The following is a 13,584-nucleotide window of genomic DNA, read 5'->3' as shown; positions in this document are numbered from 1 at the left end:
CTAGACCTGCAACACCGAGGATGGGGAGCCCGCTCGGCGGGCCGCTCCCGATCCACCGGGCCTCGTCTAGCCGCGCGGCGGCTCGGCCAGCGTGTCGCCGCTCGTCTCGCGGCCGAAGATCAGTGCGAGGAATTGCTCCAGCCAGCGCTTGACCGGCGCGTCGTGGATGGCGCGGCCGGTGAAGTGCTCTCGCCGGGCCTGCGCGCCGGGCAGCGACAGGCGGGAATGGCCGTGCGTGGTCCAGCGATGCAGCATGGCGAGCGTCAACTCGGCATGGAACTGCACGCCATACGCCTTATCGCCATAGCGCATGGCCTGGTTGGGAAAGGCGTCGCCGCCCTCCGCCAGCAGCGTCGCGCCGTGGGGCAGGGTGAAGCCCTCGCGGTGCCATTGATAGACCATGCCGGGCCAGCCCGGCATGAGCGCGCGCCCCGCCGACGTCGCCTGCATGGGATAGTAGCCGACCTCCACCAGCCCGTCCGGGTTCGGCGCGACGGTCGCGCCGAGATGCTTGGCCAGCATCTGCGCGCCGAGGCAGATGCCGAGAAAGGGACGGTCCTCGCGCAGCGGCACGTCGAGCCAGTCGATCTCCTGGCGCAGATGCGGCTCCTGGTCGTTGGCGCTCGGCGGCCCGCCGAAGACCACGGCGCCGCGATGCGCGTCCAGCGTCCGGGGCAGCGATTCGCCCAGGACCGGGCGGCGGATGTCGAGCGGAACGCCGGCCGCTTCCAGGATCTGCCCGATGCGGCCGGGCGTCGAGGTTTCCTGATGCAGGACCACCAGAACCGGCCTCGCCTCGCCGGGATCGCGCAGCGTGAAGCGCTTCAGAGGGGCTGCGGCCTGCGACCTCGAACCGCTCTCGGGCGCGGCGTCGGCGCCGCCCTCAAGGGCGGATTCCGGCCGAAAGGAGGGAAGATGATCAGCCATGCTCTTGCGTCTGCACTCTTGTCTGCGCCTCGCGCTTGGCGAGCATCCGCTCGCGCCCGGACACGCCGAGAAGCTCGGCGACGCGCCAGATCGTGTTGTCCTCCAACTCGTGCACCTCGCCATCGGCGAAGACGACCTCCCAGAGAAGCTCCACGAAGCGCACGCGCTCCTCCGCGCTCCAATGGCGCATGAGGACATTGGTGAAGCGGAAGAGGTCCACCGCCTCGGCATCGGCCTCGCGCCCGGCGCGGCGCACCTGCTCGGCGCGCCAGGGGTCGAGCCCATATTCGCGGGTCAGGAGATCGCGCAGCTTGGCGCCTTCCACCTCGCTCAAGGTCCCGTCCGCCTCGGCCACGTGAAACAGGAGCGCCGCCGCCGCGACCAGCGGGTCGTCCTCGTTGCCGCCCCGGCCGATCGGCTCGCCCGAGAGAGAGCGCAGGAAGTCCTTGAAGGCGTCGAGCATGGGCGGCGTCCGGATTGGCTGTCGAAGGATTCGAGCGGGCGGGAGAAGCCCTCGCCCCGGTGAAACGGCCTGAACGGAAGCGAGTTCAAAACTTTCGCCTGGGGTTCTCGCACATGCAAACGAAAACGGCCCGGAGCGTTTGCGCTCCGGGCCGTGTGTGTCGTGTCTGCCGCGCTGGGCGGCTGGCTCTTGCGCCTTCAGGCGGCGGGGCTGCGCTCCAGGGGCGTCTCGTCCTTGCGCGGAAGCTCGTCTTTCCCGAGGTCGGTGGCCGGCGCGGACGCGGCGGCCTGTTCTTCCGGCGGCAGGCGGGCGTCGATGAAGACGCGTCGGCCGGGGTCGTTGCTCGGCGCCGGCTGCATGCCGCGCAGCATGCGCCCGACCCGCTGCACCAGTTCCGGGTCGCCCTCGTGGGGCACCGACCACGTATAGGCGTCGAGCCGGCCCGTGGTGGGCGAAACCGCACGCCAGCCCTCGGCCGGGGCACCGTCGACGCTCCAGGACGGGTCCTTCGGCGCATGAAGGGCGCGACTCATCCACTGGCGCACCAGCGCGTCGTTGCCGGTCTCGGCGTCCTCGATGTCGGCGAGCAGGAGATAGGCCGATTCGCGCGGCGCATCCTCGGCCGCGGCCATGGCCTCGACCCGGGCCGTGCCGAACTCGCGCGCATCCAGCGCTGCGCGAGCCAGCGCCAGGCGCGACTCGACATGGCCGGGATTGAGGCTCGCCAGATGGCGCGCGCGCTTCAGCCGCTCGGCGACGCCGTCGCCGGGCCACAGGTGGATGTAAAGCGCGGCGAGCTCGGGATGCGGCTGCGCCTTCCAGCCCGCCTCCAGCGCCTTCTGCGCCTGACGGTGCTCGTTGAGGCGAACCATGGCGCGCGCCGCGATCACGGCTGCCGGCACCAGATCGGGCGCCAGCTTCTGCGCCTCGCGCGCGGCGTTGCGCGCGCCCGTCGGATCGCTGTCGGCGAGCTCCTGTGCCTTGCCGGTGAGCAGAACGGCCCGCAGGCGGCGGCTCTCGGCCTTGTCCACAAGGCGCGAGTCGCGCTGCGCTTCCAGGATGGCGAGCGCACCGTCATAGTCGCCCTGCGCGGCCTTGAGGTCGAGCACGGCGCCGCCGGCCCAAGGCACATGCGGCGCGATGCGGACGGCCCGCTCGGCATAGCCGCGCGCCGCTTCCCGGTCTCCCAGCCGCTCGGCTTCGAGATAAAGGCCGCGAAGGCCGACGAGACGGGTTTCGGGATCGCCTTCCAGCGTTTCGAACAGCGAGCGCGCCTTGGCGTGGTCGCCCTCGATCAAGGCGGTCTGCGCGTCGAGGAAGCGCACCATCGGCTCGCGCCGGTTGGCGAGCTGCTTCTGCGCCTGCTTGACGAGGCGGCGCGCGGTGACGGCATCGCCCGCCCCGGCCGCGATCATGCCGGCCGACAGGGCGCGGTAGCCCTTGTCCCGCCGACGGCCGGAGAAGAAACGGGAAACCCGGTCCGGCGCCTTGAAGAAGCCGCGCACCAGCCAGAACAGGAGGATCGCGGCGACGAGAAGCGCGAGCTGCAGGATCACGAAGACCGTGAAGCTCGTGCCGACCTCCTGGCCCTGCCAGAGGATCGAGACCGATCCGGGATGGTCGGCCAGCCAGGCGAAGCCCAGGCCACCCGCGAGTACGACGAGGAAGAATGCGAGGATACGCAGCATGTCAGCCCTGCGACGCGGAAGCGCCGACGGCGCTGTTGATGGTCTGGCGAATCAGATCGTCCGCATTGGCGCGGGCGCGAACCTTGTCGGCGAAGGTCTGCGAGGCCGACTTGGCGGCCTCCGGGAGCGTGTCCCATTCCTTCAGCCAGGCGGCGAAGTCGCCGCCCTCGATGGCCTTGTCCATGCGGGCGACGGCCGATTCCGGCCCCGGCGCATCCGTGCCGACGCTGGAGCCGGCGGGGCGCACGGTGACGAGCGAGCGAAGCCCCGAAAGGACCTGCGTGCCGACATCGGCGGTGGAATCCACCGGGCGAAGCGCGGCGAGAATGCGCGTCTCGGCCTCGTTCCATTCGGCCGCGAGGGCCGAGACGGTGGGCACGCCGGAGGCGGCGAAGTTGCGCAGGGAGGCGACGGATTCCCCGCCATTGCCGCTGGCGCCGGCGAAGCTTTCCAGCTCCTGCATGAAGGGCCGGCCGCTGTCGATCGCCCCCTTCAGCCCGGCGGCCGAAAGCGCGATGGCGGCGCGGCGGTTGGATTCCTCGATCGACTGGACGCGCGAGCCGAAGCCGTTCACGGCTTCGCGCGTGTCGTTGGCGGCGGTCTGGGCGTTCTGCGCGGCCTGCTGCGCGTTCTGCGCGGCGGACTGGGCGGAGGTTGCGGCCGTTTCGGCCCGGCCTGCGGTGTCGCGTGCTTCGTTGGCGGCGGTCTCGGCCCGGGTCGCGGTTTCACGGGCGGCATTGGCCGCGTCGTTGGCCTGCGCGGCGGCGGCGGCCGAATCGCCGTTGGTCTGGGCATAGCGCTCGTTGGCGGCCACCCGGTCGGACAGCTGGGTGAACTCGGTGCGCGAGACATTGCCCGAGCCCGCGCCGCCAGCCGCCTGGGCCGACTGGAGCTGCTCCACAGTGCCGCGCAGCGTCGAGATGTCGCCGGTCAGCTTCTGCACTTCGCCGGCGGTGGCGAATTGCTGGGTCTGCGCCGGCTGGACCTGCGCGGCCGGCGGGCTCACCACGCCGGAATAAAGCAGAGCCGCGCCACCGCCGAGCGCGATCGCCGCGCCCAGAAGCCCGGCGCCGAGCAACGGGCCGAAGCCCGGGCCGCGCCCGTCGCCATGGGTGGTGCCGGCCGCCGCGTGATAGGGGCTGGAGGTCAGCGGGTCCGGCCCGGCGGGCTCGGGATGGGCGGCGGGCAGAACGGTCTCGTCGTCCTCGAACTCGCCGAGGTCGCGCTTCTTGCCGGCAAAGCCCTCTTCGCGGGCAAACTCGGCGGCCGGCTCGGCGACGGGCTCGCCCGCAACCGCGTCGTCCGTCGCCGCGTCTTCGTGCTTTGCCGTCTCGTCTGACTTCGCCGTCTCGCCCAGCAGCGCGCCCTCGGACGAGGTCGCAGGCTCGGAGGCGGCGGAAAAGACCGGCTCGGACGACGAGGCCGAAACCGGCTCGCTAGCCGTCAGCGGCTCGCCCGCATCCGGCCGTGCGGGGGCTGCCGTCAGCGGGTCCGCCACGCTGGCAGGCTCGGCGCCTGCCAGCGCGTCGGCCGAGGCGCTGCCGGTGGCGATCTCGTTCTTGCGCTCGCGCTCGGCGGCGCTGTCCGCCGTGGCGGACAGAAGCGCCTCTTCGTGGCGCTCCTCCGGGGTCTGGCTCGGGTCGCCCTGCTTGGTCTTGTCGTTCATCGAAACCGTCTCGTCCTGTTCGGCCTCCGACGCGGAGCCCATGTCTGCGCCGCTCTCAGCGCCCCCGGTCTTGGCGATCCGCTCGGCCTCGAGGTCGATCGTGGTTTCCGGTCGTGCGCCTGGCTTGGACCGGCGCGGACGATTGGCCATCCGAGAACTCCTTCATGTCGCATCCCACGGGCGGCGGCCGCCGCATGAACCGGCCGGCTTGAGCCGGATTCCCTTCGGCCGATGGTTCGGACGAGTCAACGTCCTGATCTAGCGTGCGCTGCGCAAGCTGCAACGAAAAGATTATCGACCGGGCCGCTCGTGCCCCCGATGGATCGCCTCGATCAGCGACGCCAGCGTGGGACGCGCGGCCCAGACTGCATTCTTTCCAAACTGCGGCGAAAGTTCCAGTGCGATCGCCTCCGACAAACAGAAGAAGCTGGCATCCCGCGACAGAAGGTCGGGCGCCTCGCGAACGAGGCGCTCCGCCGCCCGCGCCTGCCCCCTCGACAGGAGCAGCACGCCCCCGAACGGGCCGCCGAGCGTAAGCCTTGCCAACTCCCCCTCGCTGGGCGCGCGAGGCCGCGTGTCGTAGACCTCCACCATTTGAAGCGAGAGCCCCGCCGCCGCGAAGCCGGCTTCGAGCTCGGGCAGGCGCACCCGGCCGGCGGCATAGAGAAACGCGGCCCCCTCGCCCTCCGCCAGGGCCTTGGCGAGCGCCACAAGATCCCCCGCCCGCCCCTGGCCCTCGATGATGTCGGCAAAGCCGGCCTGCCGAAGATGCCCGGCCGTCGCCTCGCCCACGGCCAGCACGGGGCAGTCGGTTCCCGAGAAATGCCGCGCGAGCCAGGGCACGGCATGGCGGCTCGTGGCGACCAGCGCGCGAAACGGGCGGGGCGGCGGGGCGGGGCGGAGCGGCACGATCTCGGACAGCGGCAGGAGCGCGGCGTCGAGCCCGGCCTCCTTCAGGCGCGCCAGCGTGCGCGCGCCGTCCTCGCGCTCGCGCACGACGAGAAGACGGGTCGGGCGAAGCGGGCCGCTCAGCGCCGCCAGCCCTCGAAGAAGGCCGCGCCCGCCTGCGCCACGAGGCGCAGCGCCGCGTCCTCCGCCATCCGGCTGGCCTCGGCTCGCGTGCCCTCGACCCGCGTCTCGTGCATCTGCGACCCGTCCGGGGTCAGGATCATGCCGTGAAAGCGAAACAGGTCGCCCTCCAGCGTGCCATGGGCGGCGATCGGCGTGCGGCAGGAGCCGTCGAGCACGGCGAGAAAGGCGCGCTCGGCGCTCAGCACGCCATGGGTGTCGGGATGGTCGATCGCCGCCACCAGCGAGGCGACGCGCCCGTCCCCTTCCCGCGTCTCGACGCAGATCGCGCCTTGGCCCGGTGCCGGGGGGAAACTCTCGGCGTCGAGTATCTCGCCGGCGAAGCGCTCGTCGCCCAGGCGCTTGAGGCCCGCCAGCGCCAGAAGCGTGCCCTCCACCTCGCCCGCTTCCAGCTTGGCGAGGCGCGTCTGCACGTTGCCGCGAAAGATCACGAGTTCGAGATCGGGCCGGAGGCGGCGCAGGAGCGCCTGTCGGCGGAGCGAGGCCGAGCCGACCCGCGCGCCCTGGGGCAGGTCGGCGATCCGCCGCACCCGGCGGCCGATGAAGACATCGCGCACGTCCTCGCGCGGGAGATAGGCGGCGAGCGAGAGCCCGTCCGGCACATGGGTCGCCATGTCCTTGGAGGAATGAACGGCGAGATCGATCCGCCCATCCAACAGCGCTTCCTCGATCTCCTTGGTGAAGAGCCCCTTGCCGCCGGCCTCCGACAGAGCGCGGTCCTGGATGCGATCCCCCGAGGTCGAGATCACGGTGATCGCGAAATTCTCCTCGGCCAAGCCATGGGCCGCCATCAGGCGCGCGCGCACCTCTTCTGCCTGCGCCAGCGCCAGACGGCTGCCGCGCGTGCCGATGCGGATGGGTTGGGTCATGTCTCGGCCTTCCTGAAACTTGGAAGTTCTCTAGAGACTGTTTTCGGCCATGAACAGGGCTTGCGCGGGGTCGCAGCCGCCCCCGGCCGTCGTCATGCCGGCCGAATTACCGGCCTGTTCGACCATGGCGGAGCCTAGCCAGCGCATGAGGTTTGTCCCTTCGCAAGGCGCCGGACGTGAGGACTGCAAGGGGCCATCGGCGGAGATGGGCAACGAGGCCTGCGGACGGGCGGGCCAACCCTCGCGCTTTTGCAGCCCGCGCGGCACGGCTCGCCCTCGGGATGACGGGGAAAAGGCCGACGGGGTCGCGAGGTAGGCGCCAAGGACCCTCCGCGTCTGGCGTTCCGGCCGATCCGGCGCGCAGCACGAAACCCGGGGCCGAGTTGGAAGCGCTGGCGAAACGCCGAGGGAATCGTTACTTCGCGGAGGAACCCGCAACCGCGCACCGCCCCCGCGTCAGGAAAGCCCGCCCTTGCCCGCCTCCGCCTCGCCCCCGCCCTCGTCCCTTCGTCCGCTGGTTCTCGGCATCGAGACGAGCTGCGACGAGACGGCGGCGAGCGTCGTCGGGCGCGGGGCCGACGGGCGGCCGGTGATCCTGTCCAATGTCGTGCTCAGCCAGATCGAGGAGCACGCGGCCTTCGGCGGCGTGGTGCCGGAGATCGCCGCCCGCGCCCATGCCGAGAGCATCGGCGGCGTGGTGGAGGCCGGGCTTTCGGAGGCGGGCGTGACGCTGGACCGGATCGACGCCGTGGCCGCCACCAGCGGGCCGGGGCTCGTCGGCGGGCTGATCGTCGGCGCCATGGTCGGCAAGAGCATCGCCGCCTCGCGCCGCCTGCCCTTTCTGGCCGTGAACCATCTGGAGGGCCATGCGCTGACGCCCCGGCTCACCGACGCGCTTCCCTATCCCTATCTCCTGCTGCTCGTTTCCGGCGGCCACACGCAGATCCTTCTCGTCTCCGGCCTCGGGCGCTACGAGCGCTGGGGCACGACGATCGATGATGCGCTGGGCGAGGCCTTCGACAAGACCGCCAAGCTCTTGGAACTGCCCCATCCCGGCGGACCCAGCGTCGAACGCATGGCAGCACAGGGCAACGCCGCGCGCTTCGACCTGCCCCGGCCGCTGCGCGGCGAGAAGCGGCTCGACTTCTCCTTCTCCGGCCTCAAGACGGCGGTGCGCCAGCTGGCGCTGGCCCATGCGCCCTTGAGCGAGGGGGACGCGGCCGATCTCTGCGCCGGCTTCCAGCGCGCGGCGGCCGAGAGCGTGCGCGACCGCGTGACCCTCGCCCTGCAGCGCTTTCGCACCGCCTATCCCGACTTGGCCGAGCCCGCGCTGGCGGTGGCCGGCGGCGTCGCGGCCAATGGCGAGATCCGCGCCGCGCTGGAAGAGGTTGCCGCGCGCCATGGCGCGCGTGTCGTCTCGCCGCCGCTCAAGCTCTGCACCGACAACGCGGCGATGATCGCCTATGCCGGGCTGGAGCGGCTGGAAGCCGGGCTCACCGATCCGCTCTCCGCCCCCGTGCGGCCGCGCTGGCCGCTGGACGAGACGGCCGCGCCGCTGGTCGGCTTCGGCAAGCGGGGCGCCAAGGCATGAGCGGCGGCGTCTGCATCATTGGCGGCGGCGCCTGGGGCACCGCGCTCGGCGCCATGCGGGCGCGCGGCGGCGAGCCGGTCTCCCTTTATGCTCGCGACGCGGAGACCGTTCGCTCCATCGCCGAGCGTCACGAAAACCCGCGCTATCTCCCGGGTATCACCCTGCCCGAAAGCCTCACCGCCACGAGCGATCTCGGCGCGGCCCTGGCGGGGGCGGAGATCGCGCTTCTCGTTCTGCCGGCCCAGGCGCTGCGCGCTGCCAGCCGCGAAATGGCGCCGCATCTGCCGCCCGGCACGGCGCTGGTGCTCTGTTCCAAGGGCATCGAGCGCGACACCGGCCTTTTCGCCTCCGCCGTGGTGGAGGCCGAACTGCCGGGCCATCCCGTCGCCGTCCTGTCCGGCCCGAGCTTTGCGGCCGACGTCGCCGCCGGCCTGCCAACGGCGGTGACGCTCGCCGCTGGCGACACCGCGCTGGCGGACGATCTCGCCCGCCGCCTCGCCGCGCCGGCCTTCCGCATCTATGCCGGCGACGACGTGTTGGGCGTCGAAGCCGGCGGCTCCTTGAAGAACGTGCTCGCCATCGCCGCCGGCGCCAGCGCCGGGCTCGGGCTCGGCGCCTCGGCGCTGGCCGCCCTCGTCACGCGCGGCTTCGTGGAGCTGCGGCGGCTGGGCGAGGCGCTGGGTGCCCGGCCCGACACGCTGCTCGGCCTGTCCGGCCTCGGCGATCTCGTCCTCACCTGTTCGGGCGCGCAGTCGCGCAACTTCGCCTATGGGCTGGCGCTCGGCCGGGGCGAAGGCACGAGCGGGCTGAAGCTTGCCGAAGGCGTCTTCTCCGCCGCCATCGCCGCGCGCCTGGCGCGCGAGCGCGGCATCGAGGCGCCGATCATCGAAGCCGTCGCCACCATTCTGGACGAGGGCCTGCCGGCGGCCGAGGCGATGCGCGCCCTGCTCGCCCGGCCCTTGAAGCGCGAGTTCGACTGAGGCGGCGAACCGATCTTGCCGGCCGCGCCGGGCGCTCGTAAGAGGCGGGCGAGATCGCCGCCGGCCGCGCGCCGGCCCCAACCGGAGACGCCCCATGCTGTTCGCCCTTCTGTGCGAAGACCGCCCCGATGCCGGCTCGCTGCGCGCCGAAACGCGCCCCGCCCATCTCGATCATCTGAAGGCGCTGGGCCCGGTCTTGAAGTTCGCCGGCCCGTTCCTCGGCGCGGACGACAAGCCGACCGGCAGCCTGCTCGTGGTCGAGGCCGAAAGCCTGGATGCCGCGCGGGCCCTTGCCGACGCCGATCCCTATGCCAAGGCCGGCCTGTTCGCCTCCGTCACCGTGCGACGCTGGAACTGGACCGTGAACAACCCGGATCAGGCCTGACGCATGGCGTTCTGGCTGTTCAAGTCCGAGCCGTTCAAATGGTCCTTCGCGCAGCAGAAGGACTGCGGCGCAGCGGGCACGGAATGGACGGGCGTGCGCAACTACCAGGCGCGCAACTTTATGCGCTCCATGCAGATCGGCGAGCGCGGTTTCTTCTACCATTCCAACGAGGGCAAGGCCGTGGTCGGCGTGGTGGAGGTCTGCGCCCTCGCCCATCCCGACTCCACGGCGGACGACCCGCGCTGGGAATGCGTTGACATCCGCGCGGTCTGCGACATGCCGAACCCGGTCGGGCTCGACGCGGTGAAGGGCGAGTCGCGCCTCAAGGACATGGTGCTCGCCACCAATTCGCGCCTGTCGGTGCAGCCGGTGACGGAGGCCGAGTTCGCCGTGATCTGCGAGATGGGCGGCCTCGATCCGGCCTTGGCGCTCGGCTGAGGGTCGAGAGCGCGAGCTCTGCGCCGGAACCCTTTGCGGGATAGAACATTCTGAGAACATACTCGCAATGGAGACATCCCATGACGCAGTCCCAGCCCAAGGTCGACGCCCCGTCCAATGCCGAGAAGGACCCGGACGACTGGACCACCGGCGACGAGCCGATGACCGGGGCGCAGGCCTCCTACGTGAAGACGCTTTGCGAGGAGACGGGCCACGAATTCGACGAGAAGCTCTCCAAGGCCGACGCGTCGAAGCTGATCGACAAGCTTCAGGGCGAGAGCAAGCGGCTCAAGGACGCCTGAGCATCCCCTCTTCCCGCGATGGCCCAGCCACGCGGGAAGAGCCTTGTCCTCCTTGCCTCATGCCTGTCAAAACCGAAAAGCCCGCCTCGACTTGAAGTCGAGGCGGGCTTTTCCACGCAACGCGTCGAATGAAGGGCGATTAGTGGAGGAAGCCCATGAGCCAGAGAATCAGGATGATGGGAATCGGGATGCCGATCAGCCACAACAAGCCACCCTTGAGCATGATAGGTCTTCCTTCCCTTGCAGGTCTGCATGTGATCGTCTTGCCTATGAAACCCACCAAGGTCCTCTCCGGTTCCCGCGCTTTGCGGGAATTTGCCGCATGATCCCGCTTGGCAACCGGCGCGGCTTCATTCTCGCCAACACCTCTCTTCTCCATCCACCGCACGTGCCGGAGATCGCGCTGCATCTCGCCAGCGAGGTCCACGATCTCTGGATTCGCACGGAGGAGGAACTGGCGGCCGACGGCCTGCCCCCGCCCTTCTGGGCCTTCGCCTGGGCCGGCGGCCAGGGGCTCGCCCGCTTCGTGCTCGACCATCCCGAACGTGTCCAGGGACGGCGCGTGGTGGATTTCGCGAGCGGTTCGGGCCTCGTTGCCATCGCGGCGATGAAGGCGGGCGCGGCCAGCGTGCTCGCGCTCGACATCGACCCGTTCGCGGCGGAGGCGGCGCGGCTGAACGCAGGCGAGAACGGCGTGGCCCTGATGGTGGAGCAGCGTGACACGATCGGCGAAGCGCTAGAGGCCGACGTGCTTCTGGCCGGCGACGTGTTCTACGACCCCAACTTCTCGCTGAAGCTCGAGCCCTGGTTCGACGCGCTGGCGGCAAGCGGCGTCGCGATCTATGTCGGCGATCCCGGCCGCTTCTATCTTCCGGCAGGGCGGGTGGTGCGCGAAGCCGTCTACGAAGTGCCGGTGACGCGGGTCTTGGAAGACGCCGACGTGAAGCGCACCACGGTCTGGCGCTGGCGCAGACCGGGTGAAAATACGGCAGCGTGAGATTTCACGTGAAACACTGGGGCACCTATCCTTGGCCCGTCAGCGTTTCACCCAAACGACGCGCATGAAAAAGGCGGCCGAAGCCGCCCTTTTTGTTGTCAGGCGATGCAGCTGAGTTCAGCCGCGCGGCGCCAGCACCATCATCATCTGGCGGCCTTCGAGCTTGGGCTCGGCTTCCACCTTGGAGATTTCGGCGGTCTCGTCGCGAACGCGCATGAGAAGCTTCATGCCGAGTTCCTGGTGCGCCATCTCGCGACCACGGAAGCGCAACGTCACCTTGACCTTGTCGCCTTCGTCGAAGAAGCGGCGAACCGCCTTCATCTTGGTCTCGTAGTCGTGATCGTCGATGTTCGGGCGCATCTTGATCTCTTTGACCTCGATGACCTTCTGGCGACGACGCGCTTCGGCGGCCTTTTTCTGGCCCTCGTATTTCAGCTTGCCGAGGTCGAGGATCTTGCAAACCGGCGGGCTCGCGGTCGGAACGATCTCGACGAGATCGAGGCCGGCCTCTTCAGCCAGTGTCATGGCTTCCGCCGTATTGATGACACCCCGGTTCTGCCCCTCAGCGTCGATCAGCTGGATCTGGGGAACCCGGATTTCCCGGTTGGAGCGCGGCCCTTCCTTCTGGGTCGGCGGCGCACGAAATGGTCTGCGAATGGTCGTTCACTCCCGCTGTTGACGACATAGGCGTAGTCTTGAAACAAACGCCTCGAACGAGCGGCCGCTCCGCCGGGAAGGCGGACACTGCCCTCGATCCGAGGTCTTCGCCCTTCATATAACACGATGGGCTCACAATTTCACGCGAGTTGCCGCAATTTTTCCCGAAGGCCCCGTTCGGGGACGCGGCGACGCGGAACGCGCGGGGGATCGCGCAACCTTCGCGAGAGGCCGAGAACCGCCAAGACCAGGGCTCGTCGGAGAAGATTGGTGGGTGTCCAGATCGCTGCTTGAGCCACGCATCTCGCCCCGGCGCGGCGGAGGAAAGGGCGACGGGGCTCGCCCCCGCCGCGTCTTCCAACAGGAGCGCGCCCCCGCCAAGGATTGGAAACGGCGCCCGGTCTGGACGCCATGGTCCCGAGCCTCTACTCCTCGCGCGGAGCCCGTTCGAGGAGATACCGCCGTGACCCTTCAGCCCGCTTCGCCGATCCGCTTCCCCGCCCCCGGCGGCGACCACAGCCTTGCCGCGCTCCATGTCGCGGGCCGGGCGCCGACCGTGGTCTGGCTTGGCGGCTTTCGCTCCGACATGCGCGGCACCAAGGCCGAGCGCCTGTCGGACCAAGCCGCGCGCGAGGGCCACGCCTTCCTGCGCTTCGACTATTCCGGCCATGGCGAATCGGGCGGGCGCTTCGAGGACGGCACGATCTCCTCCTGGACGCGGGACGCCGAGGCCGCGATCGACGCCCTGGCACCGGACGGCCCGCTCGTCTTGGTCGGCTCCTCCATGGGCGCCTGGATCGCGCTTCGCCTCGCGCAGGCCTGGAGCGAGACCAACGCGGGAGGGAAGACGGGCCGCATCGCCGGCCTCGTCCTGCTTGCGCCGGCCCCCGACTTCACCTCGCGCCTTCTGGAGCCGCGCCTCAGCGCGGCGCAGCGCGCCACGATCGAGGCCGAGGGCTTCCTGGCCGAGCCCTCGCCCTACGACCCGCGCCCCACCGTCTACACAAGGGCGCTGATCGAGGACGGGCGGCGGGCGAGCGTCATGACCGGGCCGATCCGCACGGGCTGCCCCGTCCACATCCTCCAAGGCATGGCGGACCCCGACGTGCCGCACACCCACGCGCTGGAGCTCGTCACCCACCTGCCAGGCGAGGGCGTCGCGCTCACCCTCGTTCCCGGCGGCGACCATCGCCTGTCGCGCGAGGGAGACCTGCGCCGAATGGAACGGGCGGTTGCGGAGATGATCGGACAAGGGCAGTCTTGAGACAGCTCCGTTCGGTTCTCCCGCCAACGTGACGTTTTTAACACAGACCCTGTTGCACGCGGGTTGCCTCGCGAAAATCATCGATTTTCTCGCGACATAGACCTTGCCCGAACAACTCCCCGCCCCATCTTGCGCCGCCGTTTCGCCACTCTCCGCCCTATAAGGGGGCGGACACCAGCTTGGTGGCCCGGTTCTGCCGATTGACAGCGTTTCGCGCCGCACACACGATGCGGATGGATCAGGGAACGGGCCTGTCCGAAGACGGAGA

15 protein-coding genes are annotated in these 13,584 nt (G+C 70.3%); 8 read left to right on the top strand and 7 right to left on the bottom strand.

Annotated features, from left to right (window positions below; genetic code table 11):
- Positions 1-66: 66 nt before the first annotated feature.
- The 6 genes from M673_RS02825 to hemC form a co-directional block, all read right to left on the bottom strand.
- Complete coding sequence (locus M673_RS02825) at positions 67-927, bottom strand: glutamine amidotransferase (protein WP_148639955.1); 861 nt, start codon at positions 925-927, stop codon at positions 67-69.
- The gene (locus M673_RS02820; RefSeq protein ID WP_061973417.1) at positions 920-1,390 is read right to left on the bottom strand and encodes a tellurite resistance TerB family protein; all 471 of its coding nucleotides are present in this window, start codon (positions 1,388-1,390) and stop codon (positions 920-922) included. Before M673_RS02820 ends, M673_RS02825 begins: the two co-directional genes overlap by 8 nt.
- A gap of 197 nt (positions 1,391-1,587) precedes the next feature.
- Positions 1,588-3,078 carry a heme biosynthesis protein HemY gene (locus M673_RS02815; protein ID WP_244493265.1) on the bottom strand — a complete coding sequence of 497 codons (1,491 nt, stop codon included), beginning with the start codon at positions 3,076-3,078 and terminating at the stop codon, positions 1,588-1,590.
- Position 3,079: 1 nt separating this feature from the next.
- A complete protein-coding gene (locus tag M673_RS02810; RefSeq protein WP_061973415.1) occupies positions 3,080-4,894 on the bottom strand; it encodes a hypothetical protein in 1,815 nt (604 codons plus the stop codon).
- A 141-nt stretch (positions 4,895-5,035) separates the two neighbouring features.
- Positions 5,036-5,740 (bottom strand): uroporphyrinogen-III synthase, encoded by a 705-nt coding sequence (locus tag M673_RS02805; protein WP_061973414.1) that lies wholly within the window; start codon positions 5,738-5,740, stop codon positions 5,036-5,038.
- A gap of 32 nt (positions 5,741-5,772) precedes the next feature.
- The gene (gene hemC, locus M673_RS02800) at positions 5,773-6,702 is read right to left on the bottom strand and encodes a hydroxymethylbilane synthase (RefSeq protein ID WP_061973412.1); all 930 of its coding nucleotides are present in this window, start codon (positions 6,700-6,702) and stop codon (positions 5,773-5,775) included.
- 472 nt (positions 6,703-7,174) lie between these two features.
- Here hemC and tsaD point away from each other — a divergent pair, with 472 nt between their 5' ends.
- The 7 genes from tsaD to M673_RS02770 all read left to right on the top strand — a co-directional run bounded on the left by tsaD (position 7,175) and on the right by M673_RS02770 (position 11,395).
- Positions 7,175-8,293 carry a tRNA (adenosine(37)-N6)-threonylcarbamoyltransferase complex transferase subunit TsaD gene (gene tsaD / locus M673_RS02795; RefSeq protein WP_187301289.1) on the top strand — a complete coding sequence of 373 codons (1,119 nt, stop codon included), beginning with the start codon at positions 7,175-7,177 and terminating at the stop codon, positions 8,291-8,293.
- Positions 8,290-9,273, top strand: a complete 984-nt coding sequence (locus M673_RS02790; protein WP_061973410.1) for an NAD(P)H-dependent glycerol-3-phosphate dehydrogenase — start codon at positions 8,290-8,292, stop codon at positions 9,271-9,273. Before tsaD ends, M673_RS02790 begins: the two co-directional genes overlap by 4 nt.
- A 94-nt stretch (positions 9,274-9,367) precedes the next feature.
- Entirely contained in the window at positions 9,368-9,658 is a 291-nt protein-coding gene (locus tag M673_RS02785; RefSeq protein WP_061973408.1) for a YciI-like protein, read from the top strand.
- A gap of 3 nt (positions 9,659-9,661) precedes the next feature.
- Complete coding sequence (locus M673_RS02780) at positions 9,662-10,096, top strand: EVE domain-containing protein (RefSeq protein WP_061973406.1); 435 nt, start codon at positions 9,662-9,664, stop codon at positions 10,094-10,096.
- Positions 10,097-10,176: 80 nt separating this feature from the next.
- Positions 10,177-10,398, top strand: coding sequence for a DUF3072 domain-containing protein (locus M673_RS02775; protein WP_061973404.1), 222 nt, complete (start codon positions 10,177-10,179; stop codon positions 10,396-10,398).
- A 155-nt stretch (positions 10,399-10,553) separates the two neighbouring features.
- Entirely contained in the window at positions 10,554-10,724 is a 171-nt protein-coding gene (locus M673_RS24495) for a hypothetical protein (protein WP_156421139.1), read from the top strand.
- Positions 10,721-11,395: a class I SAM-dependent methyltransferase gene (locus M673_RS02770; RefSeq protein WP_061973403.1), complete on the top strand. Its 675-nt coding sequence runs from the start codon at positions 10,721-10,723 to the stop codon at positions 11,393-11,395. Before M673_RS24495 ends, M673_RS02770 begins: the two co-directional genes overlap by 4 nt.
- A gap of 117 nt (positions 11,396-11,512) precedes the next feature.
- On the opposite strand, the gene infC is transcribed toward M673_RS02770, so the two are convergent.
- Positions 11,513-12,052, bottom strand: a complete 540-nt coding sequence (infC, locus tag M673_RS02765; protein WP_082639133.1) for a translation initiation factor IF-3 — start codon at positions 12,050-12,052, stop codon at positions 11,513-11,515.
- A gap of 463 nt (positions 12,053-12,515) precedes the next feature.
- Between infC and M673_RS02760 the strand changes: the two genes are divergently transcribed.
- Positions 12,516-13,316 (top strand): alpha/beta hydrolase, encoded by an 801-nt coding sequence (locus M673_RS02760; protein ID WP_061973401.1) that lies wholly within the window; start codon positions 12,516-12,518, stop codon positions 13,314-13,316.
- The last annotated feature ends 268 nt before the right edge of the window (positions 13,317-13,584 follow it).

The sequence above is a fragment of the Aureimonas sp. AU20 genome, from assembly GCF_001442755.1.
GTDB lineage: Bacteria > Pseudomonadota > Alphaproteobacteria > Rhizobiales > Rhizobiaceae > Aureimonas.
The sequence above is the reverse complement of the archived record's forward strand: the minus strand, read 5'-3'. Positions and strand labels throughout refer to the sequence as shown.

Bases quoted from the DNA above. Each gene is read 5' to 3' on its own strand.
- M673_RS02785 (WP_061973408.1), top strand. From the start codon at position 9,368: ATGCTGTTCGCCCTTCTGTGCGAAGACCGCCCCGATGCCGGCTCGCTG.
- M673_RS24495 (WP_156421139.1), top strand. From the start codon at position 10,554: ATGAGCCAGAGAATCAGGATGATGGGAATCGGGATGCCGATCAGCCAC.
- M673_RS02815 (WP_244493265.1), bottom strand. From the start codon at position 3,078: ATGCTGCGTATCCTCGCATTCTTCCTCGTCGTACTCGCGGGTGGCCTG.
- M673_RS02810 (WP_061973415.1), bottom strand. From the start codon at position 4,894: ATGGCCAATCGTCCGCGCCGGTCCAAGCCAGGCGCACGACCGGAAACC.
- M673_RS02780 (WP_061973406.1), top strand. From the start codon at position 9,662: ATGGCGTTCTGGCTGTTCAAGTCCGAGCCGTTCAAATGGTCCTTCGCG.
- M673_RS02775 (WP_061973404.1), top strand. From the start codon at position 10,177: ATGACGCAGTCCCAGCCCAAGGTCGACGCCCCGTCCAATGCCGAGAAG.
- hemC (WP_061973412.1), bottom strand. From the start codon at position 6,702: ATGACCCAACCCATCCGCATCGGCACGCGCGGCAGCCGTCTGGCGCTG.
- M673_RS02825 (WP_148639955.1), bottom strand. From the start codon at position 927: ATGGCTGATCATCTTCCCTCCTTTCGGCCGGAATCCGCCCTTGAGGGC.
- M673_RS02820 (WP_061973417.1), bottom strand. From the start codon at position 1,390: ATGCTCGACGCCTTCAAGGACTTCCTGCGCTCTCTCTCGGGCGAGCCG.
- M673_RS02770 (WP_061973403.1), top strand. From the start codon at position 10,721: ATGATCCCGCTTGGCAACCGGCGCGGCTTCATTCTCGCCAACACCTCT.
- M673_RS02790 (WP_061973410.1), top strand. From the start codon at position 8,290: ATGAGCGGCGGCGTCTGCATCATTGGCGGCGGCGCCTGGGGCACCGCG.